17 protein-coding genes are annotated in these 15,573 nt (G+C 71.9%); 8 read left to right on the forward strand and 9 right to left on the reverse strand.

Features of this window, described 5'->3' with window-relative positions; translation table 11 throughout:
- Positions 1-22 precede the first annotated feature (22 nt).
- Positions 23-208, reverse strand: a complete 186-nt coding sequence (locus tag I3V78_RS07100; protein ID WP_204485553.1) for a hypothetical protein — start codon at positions 206-208, stop codon at positions 23-25.
- A gap of 450 nt (positions 209-658) precedes the next feature.
- Here I3V78_RS07100 and I3V78_RS07105 point away from each other — a divergent pair, with 450 nt between their 5' ends.
- Positions 659-1,063, forward strand: coding sequence for a hypothetical protein (locus I3V78_RS07105; protein ID WP_204485554.1), 405 nt, complete (start codon positions 659-661; stop codon positions 1,061-1,063).
- Between the two features lie 13 nt (positions 1,064-1,076).
- Here I3V78_RS07105 and I3V78_RS07110 read toward each other — a convergent pair whose 3' ends face one another.
- Together I3V78_RS07110 and I3V78_RS07115 are read right to left on the reverse strand one after the other, a co-directional pair.
- Positions 1,077-2,117 carry a class I SAM-dependent methyltransferase gene (locus I3V78_RS07110; RefSeq protein ID WP_204485555.1) on the reverse strand — a complete coding sequence of 347 codons (1,041 nt, stop codon included), beginning with the start codon at positions 2,115-2,117 and terminating at the stop codon, positions 1,077-1,079.
- Positions 2,114-2,476 (reverse strand): MXAN_6627.5 family MYXO-CTERM protein, encoded by a 363-nt coding sequence (locus I3V78_RS07115; RefSeq protein ID WP_204485556.1) that lies wholly within the window; start codon positions 2,474-2,476, stop codon positions 2,114-2,116. Before I3V78_RS07115 ends, I3V78_RS07110 begins: the two co-directional genes overlap by 4 nt.
- A 111-nt stretch (positions 2,477-2,587) precedes the next feature.
- Between I3V78_RS07115 and I3V78_RS07120 the strand changes: the two genes are divergently transcribed.
- Positions 2,588-3,979 carry a response regulator gene (locus tag I3V78_RS07120; RefSeq protein WP_204485557.1) on the forward strand — a complete coding sequence of 464 codons (1,392 nt, stop codon included), beginning with the start codon at positions 2,588-2,590 and terminating at the stop codon, positions 3,977-3,979.
- Here the strand turns inward: I3V78_RS07120 and I3V78_RS07125 are convergent.
- Positions 3,976-4,623: a hypothetical protein gene (locus I3V78_RS07125; RefSeq protein WP_204485558.1), complete on the reverse strand. Its 648-nt coding sequence runs from the start codon at positions 4,621-4,623 to the stop codon at positions 3,976-3,978. The genes I3V78_RS07120 and I3V78_RS07125 overlap by 4 nt on opposite strands.
- Positions 4,624-4,688: 65 nt before the next feature.
- On the opposite strand from I3V78_RS07125, the gene I3V78_RS07130 reads away from it, so the two are divergent.
- The 5 genes from I3V78_RS07130 (at position 4,689) to I3V78_RS07150 (ending at position 7,277) form a co-directional block, all read left to right on the forward strand.
- A complete protein-coding gene (locus tag I3V78_RS07130; protein ID WP_204485559.1) occupies positions 4,689-5,069 on the forward strand; it encodes a hypothetical protein in 381 nt (126 codons plus the stop codon).
- Positions 5,070-5,123: 54 nt separating this feature from the next.
- A complete protein-coding gene (gene bcp, locus I3V78_RS07135) occupies positions 5,124-5,678 on the forward strand; it encodes a thioredoxin-dependent thiol peroxidase (protein ID WP_204485560.1) in 555 nt (184 codons plus the stop codon).
- A gap of 97 nt (positions 5,679-5,775) precedes the next feature.
- Positions 5,776-6,219, forward strand: coding sequence for a hypothetical protein (locus I3V78_RS07140; protein ID WP_204485561.1), 444 nt, complete (start codon positions 5,776-5,778; stop codon positions 6,217-6,219).
- Between the two features lie 192 nt (positions 6,220-6,411).
- Positions 6,412-6,831 carry a hypothetical protein gene (locus I3V78_RS07145; protein ID WP_204485562.1) on the forward strand — a complete coding sequence of 140 codons (420 nt, stop codon included), beginning with the start codon at positions 6,412-6,414 and terminating at the stop codon, positions 6,829-6,831.
- Between the two features lie 41 nt (positions 6,832-6,872).
- On the forward strand, positions 6,873-7,277 hold the full coding sequence (locus tag I3V78_RS07150) for a hypothetical protein (protein ID WP_204485563.1): 405 nt from the start codon (positions 6,873-6,875) through the stop codon (positions 7,275-7,277).
- Here I3V78_RS07150 and nagZ read toward each other — a convergent pair.
- The 5 genes from nagZ to I3V78_RS07175 form a co-directional block, all read right to left on the reverse strand.
- The gene (gene nagZ, locus I3V78_RS07155) at positions 7,274-8,383 is read right to left on the reverse strand and encodes a beta-N-acetylhexosaminidase (RefSeq protein WP_204485564.1); all 1,110 of its coding nucleotides are present in this window, start codon (positions 8,381-8,383) and stop codon (positions 7,274-7,276) included. The genes I3V78_RS07150 and nagZ overlap by 4 nt on opposite strands.
- 85 nt (positions 8,384-8,468) lie before the next feature.
- Positions 8,469-9,740, reverse strand: a complete 1,272-nt coding sequence (locus I3V78_RS07160) for a chitosanase (protein ID WP_338023482.1) — start codon at positions 9,738-9,740, stop codon at positions 8,469-8,471.
- 107 nt (positions 9,741-9,847) lie between these two features.
- The gene (locus I3V78_RS07165) at positions 9,848-11,947 is read right to left on the reverse strand and encodes a BatA domain-containing protein (RefSeq protein ID WP_204485566.1); all 2,100 of its coding nucleotides are present in this window, start codon (positions 11,945-11,947) and stop codon (positions 9,848-9,850) included.
- Positions 11,944-12,822 (reverse strand): DUF58 domain-containing protein, encoded by an 879-nt coding sequence (locus I3V78_RS07170; RefSeq protein WP_204485567.1) that lies wholly within the window; start codon positions 12,820-12,822, stop codon positions 11,944-11,946. The genes I3V78_RS07165 and I3V78_RS07170 overlap by 4 nt, the downstream gene beginning before the upstream one ends.
- Before the next feature lie 9 nt (positions 12,823-12,831).
- On the reverse strand, positions 12,832-13,863 hold the full coding sequence (locus I3V78_RS07175; protein WP_204485568.1) for an AAA family ATPase: 1,032 nt from the start codon (positions 13,861-13,863) through the stop codon (positions 12,832-12,834).
- A 275-nt stretch (positions 13,864-14,138) separates the two neighbouring features.
- Here I3V78_RS07175 and I3V78_RS07180 point away from each other — a divergent pair, with 275 nt between their 5' ends.
- On the forward strand, positions 14,139-15,479 hold the full coding sequence (locus tag I3V78_RS07180) for an outer membrane protein assembly factor BamB family protein (protein ID WP_204485569.1): 1,341 nt from the start codon (positions 14,139-14,141) through the stop codon (positions 15,477-15,479).
- The last annotated feature ends 94 nt before the right edge of the window (positions 15,480-15,573 follow it).

Below are 15,573 nucleotides of genomic sequence, written 5' to 3' on the forward strand. Positions count from 1 at the left end.
GCGTATGCGCCGTTCTGAGCAATCAGACTAGAATCAGACGGATGAGGAAGAGCCGTGGACTGTCCCGATCATGGTCGCTCGCCTGGATGTTGGCCCTCTGGAGTGTGGGGTGCTCCGCGCCGCGCGTGCTGACCGGCACCCCGATGAACACCACGACCTGCTCGGAGCTGCCCACGGTCGAGGAGTGCCGGAGCGCGGCGGACGTCATCGACGATGTGTGTCTTCGCGACTGCGTGGTGGCCCAGTGCGCGGGAATCCAGGTCGATTGTGGCGAGCGGGTCCAGGAGAAATGCAAGCAGCTGAATGAGCAACGCGGGGCGCGCGTGGGCGGATTCGTGGTCCGGTCCGCCCAGACGTGCCTGCTGCCCAAGGCGGAGATTGGCTGGTGTCGGCTTCCCATGTCACGAGACTGTCGTGCCAAGGCGATGGTGCATGAGTTGGCGCACGCGTGTGGATGGAGTCACGGCGAGGGCGGCAACGTCCCGGGAGAGGGAGGGCGACTGCGATGCATGTGAATCGTCTGGCGACCGGAGGGCTCGTGGTCCTGCTGTGCCTTCCCGCGTGCAGGCTCCTTCCCTTCTTGGGCCGCGCGGAGGACCCCGCCGCGGCGCCCGCGCGAGAGGACGCTTCCGCTCGCGCGGTGTTGGAGCTCCAGAACATGCGGTTCGATGGTGAGCGCCTGTCGGGACGTCTCCTCGTGGGCGTCGAGACGGGCTCGATCACCTTCGACCGACGGCTCGTGGAGAATGTATCGGTGGAGTTGAAGTCCATCGTGGACTGCACGAACGGTCAGCCGCTCGCGTTCCTCGAGGTGGATTCCTTCCCCGCGCCGCCCGAGCCGGACGAACTGCTCACGTTGACGCCGGGCTACTGGTACGGCGCCGACGTACGCTTCGCCTTGTTCGACACGCACTTCACGGGCCCCGCCCTGCCGGAGTGCTTCGCGGGCGAACTCCGGCTGCGGACCGAAAGCGGGCACATCCCGGGTCGGCTCCCCCTCCGCGTCGAGCGGAGCGTGAAGCCTCCGCCCCCCGCCGATGCGGCGGGCGCGCCCGCGCCGTGAGGCGGGCGCCCGCTCACTCCGGCCGGGCGATGACGAGCGTCTGCAGGGGCACGTGGCGCATGGGCTTGGCGCTCTCGATGCGGAAGCCCGCGTCCGCGAGGAAGCCCTCCATCGCCGCGGGGGTGTAGGCCGCCGCCTTCGAGGTCAGGAAGTAGTGCAGGCCAATGAGCGGCGCGGCGCTCGAGGGCTTGTCCTCGTCCTCGCGCAGGTACTCCAGCACCGCGAGCGTGCCCTTGGGCTTGAGCGCCGCGCGGGCCCGGCGCAAGAGGGCCACGTTCTGCGCGGGCGACAGGTGGTGCACCACCTGGAAGAGCAGCACCGCGTCATACGGGCCGCCCAGGTCCGCGGTGAGGATGTCCCCCTCGCGGTGCGTCACCAGGTGTCCGAGCCCCTCCTGGGCGATGATCTCCCGGCCCACCCGCACGCTGCCCTCCAGGTCCAGCACCGTGGCGTGCAGCCCCCGGTTGCGTCGGCACAGCTCCGCGGCGAACCAGCCGTGCGCGCCGCCCAGGTCCAACACCTCGCTGGCGCCTCGGGGCAGGGGAATGGCGCGCGACACCTCGGGCGCGCTCAGCCGCGCCATCTGGAACATGGCGAGGATGTAGGAGCGCCAGCGCGGATCCTCGGGGGCGAACTGGTGGATGTCCACCGCCTCGCCCGAGCGCACGGCCTGCTCCATCTGGCTCCACCACTCCCACTGGGTGTAGTTGAAGTCCAGGAAGCCGCCCACGTACTGGGACGAGCGGGGATCCAACCAGCGCCGCGCCCGATCCGCCATCCGGTAGCGGCCCTTCTTGCGCTCCACCGCCTCGCACGCCTCCAGCGCCTCCAGGAGCGCGCGCGTGCCCTCGGGCGACAAGGACAGCCGCGCCGCCAGCTCCTCCACCGTGGCCGAGCCGTCCGCGAGCGCGGAGAACACCCCCAGGCGCTCGCCGGCCATGAGCGTGCGCGACGCCATCATCCCGAAGAAGGCCTGGGCCAGGGGCTGGGGCGCCAGGTTGAACCAGTCCGCGAAGCGCTCCAGCAGGTTGTCCGCCTTGAGCCCGAGCCTCATTCGTCCTCCCGGCGCCGACGCGCCATGACCAATCCCACGCCCACCAGGGCCAGGGTATCCACCGGCCCCAACAAACACCCCACCCGCTCCGCCTCGCGGATGCCCGTGTAGCGGCACCGGCCCTGGGAGCAGCTGAAGCGCGCCGTGCAGTCCGCCGTGCTCCGGCAGGCGCCTCCGGGCCGCCCCAGGTTGTCCTCGTCCTCCGGGAGGTTGGGCACCTCGCCGCCCATGCCGCCATCGGGGAAGGAATACCCGCCATCCTCCTGCTGGGACTGCGCCCGCGCCCCGAGGGGCTGCAGCAGGCAGAAGAGGAGCGCGAGACGGAAGAGGGGCGTGGGCACGCGAACGGAGGGCTTCATGGGGGCTCGGGGGGAGTGCGACCGCAACCTATCCGTCCGGCGACTGGGATGCATCATTGGGAAGACAAGCACTTCACGGGCCGCGGGCTTGTGGCTAGGGTGTGGCCCCCGATGGCCCCCCGAATCCTCGTTGTCGATGACCATGCGGAGTTCCTCTCGCTCCTCGTTCAACTCCTCGAAGACGCGGGGTATGAGGCGGTGGGGTCGGGCCGGGGCGCACATGCGCTCGAGTCCGCGCGCAACCAGCCGCCCGCGATCGCGGTGATCGATCTGCTGCTGCCCGACATGACCGGACATCAGCTGGCCGATGCCCTGCGCAAGAACCAGCCCGACCTGCCGCTCATCTTCATCACCGGCGTGTTCAAGGGCGGCAAGCACGCCATGGACGCCCGGCAGAAGTACGCCGTGGCCGATTACTTCGAGAAGCCCTTCGACGCCGCGCGGCTCCTGGACGCCGTGCGCAAGCTCGCCGACGCGGACAAGGACGCCGCGGCGGCCGTGCCCCGCACGGGCTCCTTCGACGACGTGGAGCTCGACATCGACGTGGACGAGGAGGGCTTCGAGGATCCGCTGGAGCTCACCGGCTACATCAAGGTGACGGGCGACAACCTCACCACGGAGATCCGCGGGGCGAACCTCACCGCGGCGCCCCTGCCCAAGCCGCCCCCGCCGCCCGTGGCCGCGCCGCCCGTGGCCGCGCCCCGGGTCGCCGCGCCGCCGCCCGTGGCCGCGCCGTTCGTGGCGGGACCGCCCGTGGCCGCGCCGCCGCCGCCTCCGGGCGTGGCCTCGGCCCGGCCCGCGGGCCACCGCCGGGGCGCGCTCAAGGACAACCTGCCCGCCCTCGTCACCGCCTTCTACCTGGCGGGCGAGACGGGCGAGCTGGGCGTGCAGCGCGGCCAGGTGAAGAAGGTCGTCTACTTCGAGCGGGGCATGCCCGTGTTCGCCCTGTCCAACCTGATGGCGGACCGCTTCGGGCCCTTCCTCGTGCGCGTGGGGAAGATCACCCCGGCCCAGCTCGAGGAGGTCGCCGCCCTGGCCACCGCGAGCGGACGGCGCACGGGCGACGTGCTCATCGAGCGCGGCCTGCTCAAGGACTCCGAGCGGATGTACTACGTGGGCCAGCAGGTCAAGGCCATCATCTACTCGCTCTTCGCGTGGGAGGACGGCTCCTACGTCATGAGCTTCAAGGAGAAGGCCAGCGCGGAGTCCATCAAGCTGGACGTGCACCCGGGCAGCCTCATCCTCCGCGGCGTCAAGAAGCTCTACAAGCCCGAGCGCCTGCGCACGATGATCCGCCCCGAGGAGCGGCTGTTCCCCGCGGAGGCCCCGTCCTACGCGCTCGCGGAGCTGCAGCTGGAGAAGTGGGAGACGGAGCTGCTGCCCCGCGTGGACGGCCAGCGCACCGTGGGCGAGCTGCTCGCCCTGGCCCAGCGCCCCGAGCCCGTGGTGCAGGGCTTCCTCGTGGCGCTCATCGCCCTGGGCGTGCTGGAGCGGCGCGCCTAGCCGGACAGGCGGCTGACGATCCAGAACAGGCCGAGCGCCGCGGAGACTGCGGCCACCGAGCGCTGCAGCCGCTCGGCCACGCGCGAGCCCACGCGCGCCAGGCCCTCGCCGAACACGAGCCCCACCGCGCCCATGCCCAACAGGATGCCGAGCGCGAAGCCCGGCAGGTACGTCCACCCGGACGTGCGCAGGCTGCCGCCCACGAGCAGCGGGGGCAGCGCGAGCAACAGGGCGCGCACGCCGCTGAAGGCCATGAGCGCGCCCGCGGCCGTCGTCACCCGCTCGTGCCGGTGATCGTGCGGCTCGTGGGTGTGACCTGGCAGGTGGGGGTGGCCGTGGCGCAGCACGTTGGGCGACAGGAAGGCGGCCACGGCGATGGCCACCAGCACCGCGCCGCCGAAGATCTCCGCCCAGCGCTCGAACGCCTCGGAGAGCACCACGCCCGTCATGAGGCAGAAGGTGGCGAGGCTGGCGAGCACCGCCGCGTGGCCGATGGCGAAGCGCAGCGCCACCATCAGCGTGGCCCGGCGCCGGTTGGGCCCCAGGGTACCGAGCGTGGCCATGGCGGCGCAGTGGTCCGGCCCGACCGCGTGGAGCAACCCCTGACCCAGACCGAACACGAACGCGAAGAGAAGAGGCGGCACGAGGGTTCACCCTATACCGTCCGTCCCGCCCGAGGCCAGTGAGGAGGCTCGGAGGAGATCCGTTCGTGTCCGCGACCTTTCGATTCCGTCCCCTCCTGCTGCTGGCCCTGCTGAGCGCCGGCTGTCCGCGCGACACGGGCCCGGAGCGGCTCGCGCGTGCGCAGGCCTCCTACCAGGCCCTGGTCGAGCAGGGGGTTCCCCCCTCGGATCCCCGCTGGGAGGCCATCATCACCGAGTTCGAGGCCGTCCCGCGCGACTCCCCGGTCTGGCCCGAGGCGGAAAAGCGCATCGCCACGCTCAAGCAACTGCACGCCACCCCGCTGCCCCGTCGGCCCCTGTCCCGGCCCGGGGAGCCCGATGGCGGCTCGCTGTCCCTGGACGAGCACGGCCGCCCGCTGGGGCAGGACCATGCCGGTCACGATCACGGCCCCGACGCGCCCAGGTGACTTCAAAAGTCGGGCTTGCGGCGGCGCGCGGATGGGTTATCCACTGGCCTCGCCATGGCCCTTCCCCCGACCGACAGCCCCGCTCCCGACTTCCGCCTGCAGGATCAGCACGGCCACGACGTGACGCTCGCCCAGTTCCGGGGCCGGCACGTGGTGCTCTACTTCTACCCCAAGGACAACACCCCGGGCTGTACCCAGGAGGCGTGTGACTTCCGGGACGAGCACTCGGCGCTCCAGGCGGCCGGGGCCGTGGTGCTGGGCGTGTCCCCGGACGACCTCAAGAGCCACCAGAAGTTCGCCACGAAGTTCTCCCTGCCCTTCTCGCTGCTCGCGGACCCCGCGCACGCGGTGTGCGAGGCCTACGGCGTCTGGGGCGAGAAGTCCCTCTATGGCCGCACCTTCCTGGGCGTCACCCGGGCCACCTTCCTCATCGGCCCGAAGGGCGAGGTGGTGCGCGTGTGGCCCAAGGTGAAGGTCGCGGGCCACGTGGGGGAGATCCTCCAGGTGCTCCGGGGCGAGGAGGCCGAGGCCCCCGCCACGAAGCCCAAGGCCGTGGGCAAGAGCCCCCCGCGCAAGAGCCCCGCGCGAAAGACGCCTTCCCGGAATTGAGCCGCGAGCCAGCCCTCGCTCGCCCGCCCGCCGCTACCCGCCGCCCCCCCGCATGGCCATCCCTGTTCTCACGGGATGGACCGACGACGGAGGCCGTATGCGCAAGATGGGATGGAAGTGGATGGGTCTGGGGGCGCTCGCGGGCGCGGTGATGCTGTCGGCCTGTGGGGACGACGGCGGCCGCAAGTGGGCGATGACCGCCCAGGACGACTACCTGCCCGACCACGCCCAGGCGGAGGGCACGGGCGGCTCGGGCATGGCGAAGGACACGCGCGCCGAGTCCCTGTGGCTCAAGCAGGACTTCCGCGTGCCCTATGCGCCGGACGACATGGCCGCGCTCGTGGCGCCCAACCTAGGCACCGGCAAGGCCCTGCGCGCCAACGCCCAGGGGGTCTGGGTCGAGGGCACCTACGCCGTGGAGATGGGCTCGGGCGCGCGCACCTCGGATGCGCCCTCCAGCGCCACCTTCCAGCCCCAGGAGCGCGCCGTCGGCAACTTCTCCACGCCGCGCAGCCTCCCCGAGCACAACAGCGGGAACTGAGTTTGTTCCGGGCTCCCTCCTCGGAGGGCAGCCGGGCGCTCGGGCCCCTGGTGGCGACCCGCTCGCTGGCCGGGGGACACACGGGTGCCCATCCCTAGAGACAGAGGATACGCCGGGCCGCGCGCCCGGCCGCGTCCGAACCAACACGAGACCTGGGAGACGACGATGCGCCACGGTGGCTTGAGGAAGTGGATGACGTGGGGAGTGCTGACCGCGGCGATGGGCGGTCTCGTGGCGTGCAGCGATCTGCCGCACAACGCGGGCAACGACACCTACCGCCAGGGCTTCACGCGGCCCGAGAGCGTGCACCTGTACAACGGCACCATCGTGGACAACCCCACGAGCATCGATCCCCGCACGCTCGACAAGCAGGGCGCTCAGAACAACTCCCTGAGCATGGACCTGGGCGAGAAGGCCCTGCGCGAGCGCCAGGGCGAGCCCGCCTACGGTGGCAGTGGTCCCGCGCCGACGCCGGGCGCCACGCCCTACAAGAGCCTCGGCGCGGAGGGCAGCATGTACGCGCCCTCCACCCAACTGCCCGCGTCGCAGAGCCTGCCGGGCCTCACGCCGGAGCCCGCCAACACGCACCCGTCCGGCGGCCTCAAGAAGTAGCCGGACCTCTTTCAACCCTTCGCCATCGAGGAGTGACCGTCATGCGTGGAAACAACCGCAAGCTGTGGGCCGTGGGAGCGTTGGCGTCGGCCGCGCTGCTGTTCACCGGGTGCAAGAGCGACTCGCGCGATCCCGATGAGATTCCCCGCATCCGGGTGGGCGGCGGCAAGTATGGCCCCGTGGGCGCGTACCCCGACAACGCCAACAACGCCCAGACGGGCGCGGGCCACTCGGGCGACGTCTCCGGCACGGGCGGCTCGGGTCCCATTCGCGGCGACGAGGCCGTCCAGCAGCCCGAGCACGAGGCCCAGGAGCCGGGCGTGGAGGCCGGCACGGGTGGCTCGGGCAGTCAGAGCACGGGCACCATGGGCCAGGGCGTGACGGGCTCCGAGCAGCTCAAGGAAACCCATACGCCCTCGGGCGGTGTGCCCGCGTCGGGGGACTAGACCGGACGGGAGGCCAGCATCACCTCGGTGGGATCCTTCCCACTGACGCCGCTGGCCAGCCCCGCGGCGAGCGCCTGGTGCTCCGTGTCGCCGAGCGTCGCCACCCGATCCTCGGGGCCCCGTGTGAAGCGGGCCTCGAGTCGGGCCAGACGGCGGTGGGCCTCCTCGATGCGGGAGCGGGGCACCCGGCCGGACTCCACCGCGCGCACCAGCGCCTCGATGGCGTTCCGCTGGACGTCCGCGTTGTGGCAGACGAGGAACAGGTCCACTCCGGCCAGCGTGCCCTGCACCGCCGCCTCCTCCACGGAGTAGTGCTCGGCGATGGCCTTCATCTCCAGATCGTCGCTCACCAGCACGCCGTCGAAGCCCATTTCCTGGCGCAAGAGGCCCTGGAGCACGCGCGGGCTCATGGTGGCGGGCACCTGGGAATCCAACGCATCGAAGAGCACGTGCGCCGTCATCAGGGACGCGAGTCCCGCCTGGGCGAACGCCCGGAAGGGCACCAGCTCCACGCGGTGCAGGCGCTCCAGGTCATGCGGCAGCCGCGGCAGCGTCAGGTGGCTGTCCGTGGTGGTGTCGCCGTGTCCGGGGAAGTGCTTGCCGCACGAGGCCACGCCACCGGCCTCCAGTCCCCGGGCCATCGCCACGCCCAGGCGGCCCACCTCGTCCGGATCCCGGCTGAAGCTGCGGTCGCCGATGACGGGGTTGGCGGGGTTAGTGTCCACGTCGAGCACGGGCGCGAAGTTCCAATCGAAGCCCACCGCGCGCAACTCGTGCGCGAGCAGTCGGCCCACGCGCTCGGCGACCCCCAGGTCTCCCTGGAGTCCCAGCTCACGCAGCGTGGGCAGGGTGGTGAAGGGCGCGCCGCGCAGCCGTGCCACGCGGCCTCCCTCCTGGTCCACGGCGAGGGTGAAGGGCCGGCCCGCGCGGGATTTGATCTCCCGGCACAAGGCGGCCGTCTCCTGGGCGGTGCCCACGTTGCGCTTGAAGAGGATGGCCCCGAAGAGGCCCTCCTTCATCAGCGCGGCGAAGTCGTCGTCGATCCGGGGGCCGGGAAAGCCCACCATGAAGAGTCGGGCGCAGTCGCGGTAGAGGGCGGAGCTCATAGGGGCCGCACCTTCGCATGACCGCCACCCGGGTGGGGAGGTGGTGGCGGCGCGAAGGGGGCGGCTCGCCCGGCCGCCCGTCCACTCAATTACAGGAGTAGGTGGACGACGACGGGGTGCTCCAGGTGCCGTCCGGGTTGATCTGCCGCACCGTGTAGCCGCTGGCGGGGTAGGTGGTGCCCCAGCAGTCGCGGGCGCGCACGTCGTTGCGCACGGCGGTGGAGAAGCTCCAGTTGCCCTGGCGGCGCAGCTTCTCGTAGACGGCGACGCGGTCCACCGCCTCGCGCCACGTCGAGTCGGCGTAGAGCACGTCCCGGCGCTTCTCGAGGAACTTCTGGAGGAAGGCGCTCTCGGTGATGCCGTTGGTGCCCACCGCGGGCGCCACCTGGGCGGAGTTGCCCAGGGCGTTGTTGGCCGCCTTGATGAAGGCGCTCAGCGAGCCGTGGTTGATGTACGCGTCGTAGAAGGCGGCCTTGGACAGCGCCGAGGTGAGGCCCCACTTCTTGGCCTCGTTGAGCGCGGGCGTGAAGTACAGCCGCTCGACCACCTGATCCTGGCAGCTCTTGAAGTCCGCCTGGGTGGTGGCGTTGTTGTAGCTGGCGGCCCAGTCGCTCCGCCAGTTGCCGAGGCTGTCGAGCTCCGAGGTGCCCGCCTGGTTCTGGCCCGTGGACAGGAAGCGGTTGTTGATGGTGGTGAGGCCCGGCATGTACTTGGACATCAGGTTGCCCGAGGCGCGCAGGCTCCGGTAGCACTCGATGACCTGGATGGCGTCGCCGGTGCCGGTGCAGAAGCCCGCGCGGCCGTTGGTGTACCCGCGCCCATCCCCGATGTTCTCCGCGTAGGCGTAGGCGAGCGCCGGGGTGTCGTTCTCCCAGATGCTCGTGAGGCCCTCGGCCACCTTGCGCTGCCCGGTGGTGAGGCCCGTGCTCGGCGGCGGGGTGGTGCCGCCACAGCTCGGATCGCTGATGCGCACACTGCCCGCGGTGAACGAGCTGCTGGAGGTGGTCGAGTAATAGAAGGTGTAGGAGGCGCCCGCGCCCACCGTGAGGCCCGTGGTGCGCGAGTACGTGCACGTGGTGCCGCTCTGGGTGTGCGTCCAGCCCGCCTCGTCGTGGTCACACGTCACGCCGCTGGGCACGGTGAAGGCCACCGTGGGGCTCGTCATGGCGGCGCTGCCCGTGTTCTTGAAGACGATCGTCCCCCAGTAGTCCGGGCCGTTGTAGGTGTTCGTCGTGACGCTGTACGCACAGTCCGCGCCCTGCTGGAGCGCGCCCGTGGACTCGTCGCCGAGCTCCCCGCCGCCCGCGCACCCGGCGAGCGCCGCGCCCATGCCCACCCACGCCAGCTTCCGCTTCACTTCCCGCCGATGCCCGCTCATGTCCATGGGCGCAGGGTGAACGCCCGCCCGGGATTAATCAAGGAATACGGGTAAAATCATGTATTCCTGACTTCGCGGGCGGGGGGCTACTTGCGCAGCAGGGTGCCCTCCAGGAAGAAGGCGAGCGCGGCGGCGGCGATGAGCCAGGTCCACAGGGGCACCGGGGGCCGCTCGGCGTCGCTGGAGGAGGCCTTCACCGTCTCCTCGCCGAAGTGGGCGGAGAGGGTGTCGGCGGGCAGGCGCGACAGGTCGCTCTCGGCCGGGTCCAGGGTGGCGGCGAAGGCGAGCGCGGGCAGGGGCTGGTTGTCCGCGCCGAGCACCGAGAAGATGCCCGGCTGGTGCACGGGGCCCACCACCAGGGCGCCATCCGTCTGGGGCTTCACGGGCACCTCCTGGCCGTCCGGCGACTTCACCGCGGACACCTTCTGGGTGCCCTCGGGCCGCAGGGCGAGCGTCTCGCCCACGCGCACCCGCTGCTCCTCGCGCTCCTCCAGCGAGCCGGTGAGGTAGGCGGCGAAGCGCTGCATGAGGGGCAGGAAGCTCGTGCGGATGGGGAAGTCCGTCCAGTCGCGGTCCACCGTGCTGGTGAAGAGCGCCACCCGGCCCCGGCCGCGCCGCGCCACCGCCACGGACGGCGCGCCGTCCTGGTACGCCGCCAGCACCTGGTCGCTCTCCTCCCGCGCGCCCGCGTCGGCCTCCAGGAGCATGTAGCGGTAGAAGTGCGCGCCGGTGAGGCCCTCCTCGGCCCGGCCGGTGAAGGGCGCGAAGAGCGGGTGCTCGGTGCTCACCTGCGCGAGCTTGGCGGCGCGCTCCTCGGCCGCGGCGTCGTCGCGCTCCACGCTCGTGCGCACCAGGCGCAGCTTGCGCGGCAGGAGCGCGCCGAGCCGGGCGTTGTACGCGTCCGGATCCACGTGGTCGCCCATGCTGATGAACAGGCCGCCGCCCTCGCGCACGAACTCGGTGAGCGCCGCGGCCTGTGCCTCCTCGGGCGCCGGCACGTTGAGCAGGAGCACCAGGTCGTACTGCTTCAAGTCCTCGCGCCACGCGGCCGAGGTGTCACGCACCGACGACTGCACGGGCGAGCCCGGGGCCGACAGCGCCGCGTCCACGAAGAAGGCCTCGTCGCGGTAGCGCGTGGCGTTGGGGTTGCCGTTGACCACCAAGGCCTTGAGCGGCCGGGGCACCGCGAGCACGAAGGCGCGCCGGTCGTCCTCGGCGAGCCCGTCCGGCGTGAGCGTGCCTTCACCCGTGAGCGTGCCCCCTTGAGTGAAGCGCACCGTGAGCGTCTTCTGGGCGGTGCCGTTGGCGGGCACGTCCACGAAGCCCTTGCCGAGCGTGGTGTCGCCCACGCGCACCGCCGCCTCCAGGTCCTTGAGGGGCGTGGGGGAGAAGTTCTTCACCGTGAAGGTGAACTGGAAGGCGCGCGGGCCGGCCTGCGGCGCGGGCTCCACCTTCAGGTCCACCAGGGCGTGGTTGGGCAGCGCGTCCAGGCCCTGGGCCACGTCGCGCAGCACCACCTCGGGCCGCACCTGCTCGCCCGTGGGCCCCTTCACCGTGGGGGTGGGGGACTCCAGCCGCAGCGAGCCCACCGTCAGGTCCGACACCACCACCAGGCGCTTGCCCGCGAGCGGGCTGTCCTCCAGGGCGCGCGCCGCGAGGTCCAGACAGCGCGACAGGTCCGCCGCGGCGTAGCGGGGGGCCGCCTCGTCGATGAGCTGGCGCAGCCGGGCGCGGTCGAACGCGGGGGCCCCGGGGGCCTCGGGCGTGTCCGTGCACACGAGCACCGTGGCGGGCTCCTCGGGGCGCAGGTCCGCGAGCGCGTCACGCGCCTCGTCCCGGGCGCGCTCGAACAGGGACGTGCCGTCCGACCAGCGCATGGACAGCGAGGCGTCCAGGACGATGGCCGTGGCCGCCGGGCCCTTGACCACCTGGGCCGCGTTGGCGTCCTGGCGCAGCTCCGGCATGGCGAGCGCGAGCGGCAGCGCGAGCAGGATGAGCGTGCGCAGCGCGTAGAGCAGCAGCCGCTTGAGCTTGAGCCGGCTCGCGGTGCGCTTCTGGCTGCGCAGCACGAAGGCCATGGGCCCGAAGGGGTGGGGCCGGGGCCGGCGCCGGTCGAACAGGTGCACCAGCACCGGGATGAGCGCCGCCAGCGTGCCCAACAACATCCAGGGATGCGCGAAGCTCACCGCCGCCTCCCGCGCTTGCCCAGGAAGCGCAGCAGCACATCGTCCAGGCGCTCGTCGGTGCGCACCATCTCGTAGTCCACGTCCGCCTCCGCGCACGCCGAGCGCACCCCGGCGAGAAAGCCCCCGAACTCCTCCAGGTAGCTCTCCTTGATCTCCCGGGGATTCACCTCGATGCGGCCCTCGCCCTCCATGTCCAGGAAGAGCGTGGGGTCCTCGAAGGGGAAGGTCAGCTCGGCGGGGTCCACCAGGTGGAACACCGCCACGTCGTTCTTGCGCTGGCGCAGCGCGAGCACGCGCTTGAGCGCCGTCTGGTCCTCGTCGAGGAAGTCGGAGAGCACCACCACCGAGGAGCGGCGGGGCAGCACCTCGGCGAGGTGGTCCGCGGCGCGCACCAGGTGGGTGCCGCCCTGGGCCTGGGCGCCCTCGAGCGTGTCGAGCAGGATGTTGAGGTGGCCGGCCGAGGCGCGCGGGGGCACGTCATGGAAGCGCCCGTGGGACATGATGGCCAGGCCCGCGGCGTCCTGCTGGCGCACGAGCAGGTAGCACAGCGCGCCCGCGAGCGTCTTGGCCACCTCCAGCTTGGACAGGGCCACGCTCTGGTAGCCCATGGACGCCGAGGCATCCACCACCATCATCGCGCGCAGGTTCGTCTCGTGCTCGTAGCGCTTGACGTAGTACTTGTCGAACTTGCCGTAGGCCTTCCAGTCCAGGTGGCGCAGCTCGTCGCCGGGCGCGTACTCCTTGTGCTCGGCGAACTCCACGCTCTGGCCCTGGTGGGGGCTCTTGTGGAGGCCGGACAGCACCCCCTCCATCACCGCGCGGGCGCGCAGCTTCACGCCCTGCAACCGCGAGAGTGTCTGGGCGTCCAGCAGCATGCCGGGGCGCTATCCCTTCACCAGCGCGAGGAGCTGATCCACGAGCTTCACGGACGTGAGGCCCTCGCTCTCCGCGGTGAAGTTGGGCAGCACGCGGTGGCGAAGCACGGGCCGGGCCACCGCCTTCACGTCCTCCACCGACGCCACGAAGCGCCCCTGGAGGATGGCGCGCGCCTTGGCCGCGAGCACCAGGTACTGGCTGGCGCGCGGGCCCGCGCCCCAGGACACGTTCTTCTGGATGAAGTCCGGCACGCCGGGCTCCTTGGGCCGGGTGTGGCGCACGAGCTCCACCGCGTAGCGCACCACGTGGTCCGGCACCGGCACCCGCCGCACCAGCGCCTGCAGCGCGAGGATGCGCTCGGGCGAGAGGATCTTCTCCAAGGGCGGGGGCGTGCCGCCCGTGGTCGCCTTGACGATCTGCACCTCTTCCTCGGCCGTGGGGTAGCCCACGTCCACCAGGAACATGAAGCGGTCGAGCTGGGCCTCGGGCAGCGGGTAGGTGCCCTCCTGCTCGATGGGGTTCTGCGTGGCGAAGACGAGGAAGGGCAGCTCCAGCGGGTAGGTGCGGCCACCGGCGGTGACGCGGTACTCCTGCATGGCCTGGAGCAGGGCGGCCTGCGTCTTGGGCGGCGTGCGGTTCACCTCGTCCGCGAGGATGATGTTCGCGAAGAGCGGACCCTTGAGGAAGCGGAAGGCGCGGTGCCCCGTGGCCTTGTCCTCCTCCAGGATGTCCGTGCCGGTGATGTCCGAGGGCATCAGGTCCGGGGTGAACTGGATGCGGTTGAAGGACAGGTTGAGCACGTCCGCCAGCGTGGAGATGAGCAGCGTCTTGGCCAGGCCGGGCACGCCCACGAAGAGGCAGTGGCCGCGGGCGAAGAGCGAGATGAGCAGGTGGTCCACCACCTCGCGCTGCCCCACGACGCGCTTCTCGATCTGCGCTTGAATCTGGGCCTTGGCCTGGGCGAGCTCCGCGACGGCCTGGAGATCCTCGTTCGTGGGGGCCGGGGCGGCGGAGGGGTCGGTGGGGGCGGCGCTTTCCATGAGGACCGTTTTCTTAATCGCGGGAAGGCACGGGGACCAAGCGTTTCGCGACGGCGCCGTGACTCGAACGTAGGCGGCCAACGGTTGGACCCCCGGGCTATTCCTGACTCCTTGTCCACCGCCGGGCCCGTCTCCGGGCCCGCCCTCCTGCCCTCCGGGGGAGTGTGGCGGGCGCGGACGGGAAGGGGATGACGCGCGGGCATGGCCCATTACCTTCCACCGGTTTCGTTTCTCCGGGGGCCGCTGTTGGCCAGGAGAACGGAAGGAGCCATCCCATGCACCGCGTGTCCGGACATCCCAACGCCCCCGTGTGGAAGAAGGGCCTCTTCTGCCTGGCGCTGCTCGGCCTGTCGGCCGCGTGCGGTGGACCCGCCGAGGGCCTGGAGGCGGAGCTCCCCCCGGCGTCCGTGCCCACGAGCGAGCAGGCCTCGGAGGGCGCGGAGTCCGTGCCGCCGCGGCCGGTGTCCCCGGTGGTCACCCCCTGGTTCCGGGGCTTCGGCGGGCCGCAGGACGACGTGGGCACGGGCGTGGCCGTGGATGGCGCGGGGAACGTGTCGGTGGTGTGGGTGTCCACGCCCCGGCAGGACGCGGAGCGCGAGCCCGTGGAAGGCGAGCGGCTGGCGCTCCACCTGTCGCACTACGCGCCGGACGGGACGGGGCTGTGGACGCGCGAGTTCCCCCGCAACCGCGTGGACGCGCTGCGGGTGGTGGCCTCGCCCGGGGGCGCGCTCTTCGTGACGGGCAACGCCTTCCTGTACGACATCGACTTCGGCCTGGGCGCGGCCTCCCGGGGCTTCCTGGTGAAGTTCTCCGAGGAGGACGGCACGGCGCTCTGGCAGCGGCGCGTGGGCCAGAAGGTGTACGCGTCGGTGGCGGACGCCGAGGGCGGGGTGCTCGTGCTCGGCGAGGACTGGACGAATGGCCGGGCCCCCCTGCTGGCCCGGTATGACGCCGAGGGGGAACTCTCCTGGTCGCGGCGCTTCGACGCCGTGGCGCCGGGCTCGGCCCTGCGTGCGCTGGCGCTCGGCCCGTCGGGCGAGCGGGTGGTGGCGGGTCGGCTCGAGGGCGTGCTGAACGTGGACGGCCGGACGCTGGGCGCGCCGGACGTGTCGAGCCTGATCGTGCTCGCCTTCGACGCCCAGGGCCGCCTCGTCTGGAGCCGGGAGGCGCGCGGCGCGGACGTCCAGGTCTCGGGCGTGAAGGTGGCCGCGGACGGGGGCGTCGAGCTCGTGGGCGAGGCCGCCGCGTCCTTCCCCTGGGGCGGCACCACGCTGCCGCCCGGCGCCTTCGTGCTCGCCCTGGGACCCGAGGCCGAGGAGCGCTGGTCCGGACCGCTCGCCTGCGGCGCGTCCCCCACGGCGCCCGCGCTCGCGCTCGATGCGACCGGTCAGGTCGTGGTCCTCTGTGGCGACACCCTGAGCACCTACTCGGCCGAGGGCGACGTGTACGCGCAGCGCCCCGTGACGCCCGGGGCGTGCGAGGGGGAGACCTGCGAGGTGACCGGGACGGGCCTGGCCGTGCTCCCTCGCGGCGGCTACGTGCTCACCGGCCTGCAGCGCCGGGGCGATGTGGCCTCGGGGGACCAGGACGCCTTCGTGCGGCTTCTCGCCCCGTGACACCGGCCTCACCCCCAGGCCGTCAATCGGTTGCTTGACGGGCAACTTCCCGGACGCCGGGTGCCCACTGCCTTGCTCTGGCGGGCCAGTCCCA

It is taken from the genome of Archangium primigenium (assembly GCF_016904885.1).
GTDB lineage: Bacteria > Myxococcota > Myxococcia > Myxococcales > Myxococcaceae > Cystobacter > Cystobacter primigenius.

What these genes read in the sequence shown, in the direction of transcription:
- I3V78_RS07140 (WP_204485561.1), top strand. Translation starts at nt 5,776, where the DNA reads ATGCGCAAGATGGGATGGAAGTGGATGGGTCTGGGGGCGCTCGCGGGC.
- I3V78_RS07180 (WP_204485569.1), top strand. Translation starts at nt 14,139, where the DNA reads ATGCACCGCGTGTCCGGACATCCCAACGCCCCCGTGTGGAAGAAGGGC.
- I3V78_RS07150 (WP_204485563.1), top strand. Translation starts at nt 6,873, where the DNA reads ATGCGTGGAAACAACCGCAAGCTGTGGGCCGTGGGAGCGTTGGCGTCG.
- bcp (WP_204485560.1), top strand. Translation starts at nt 5,124, where the DNA reads ATGGCCCTTCCCCCGACCGACAGCCCCGCTCCCGACTTCCGCCTGCAG.
- I3V78_RS07105 (WP_204485554.1), top strand. Translation starts at nt 659, where the DNA reads ATGCGGTTCGATGGTGAGCGCCTGTCGGGACGTCTCCTCGTGGGCGTC.
- nagZ (WP_204485564.1), bottom strand. Translation starts at nt 8,383, where the DNA reads ATGAGCTCCGCCCTCTACCGCGACTGCGCCCGACTCTTCATGGTGGGC.
- I3V78_RS07100 (WP_204485553.1), bottom strand. Translation starts at nt 208, where the DNA reads ATGACGTCCGCCGCGCTCCGGCACTCCTCGACCGTGGGCAGCTCCGAG.
- I3V78_RS07175 (WP_204485568.1), bottom strand. Translation starts at nt 13,863, where the DNA reads ATGGAAAGCGCCGCCCCCACCGACCCCTCCGCCGCCCCGGCCCCCACG.
- I3V78_RS07115 (WP_204485556.1), bottom strand. Translation starts at nt 2,476, where the DNA reads ATGAAGCCCTCCGTTCGCGTGCCCACGCCCCTCTTCCGTCTCGCGCTC.
- I3V78_RS07120 (WP_204485557.1), top strand. Translation starts at nt 2,588, where the DNA reads ATGGCCCCCCGAATCCTCGTTGTCGATGACCATGCGGAGTTCCTCTCG.
- I3V78_RS07170 (WP_204485567.1), bottom strand. Translation starts at nt 12,822, where the DNA reads ATGCTGCTGGACGCCCAGACACTCTCGCGGTTGCAGGGCGTGAAGCTG.
- I3V78_RS07110 (WP_204485555.1), bottom strand. Translation starts at nt 2,117, where the DNA reads ATGAGGCTCGGGCTCAAGGCGGACAACCTGCTGGAGCGCTTCGCGGAC.
- I3V78_RS07145 (WP_204485562.1), top strand. Translation starts at nt 6,412, where the DNA reads ATGACGTGGGGAGTGCTGACCGCGGCGATGGGCGGTCTCGTGGCGTGC.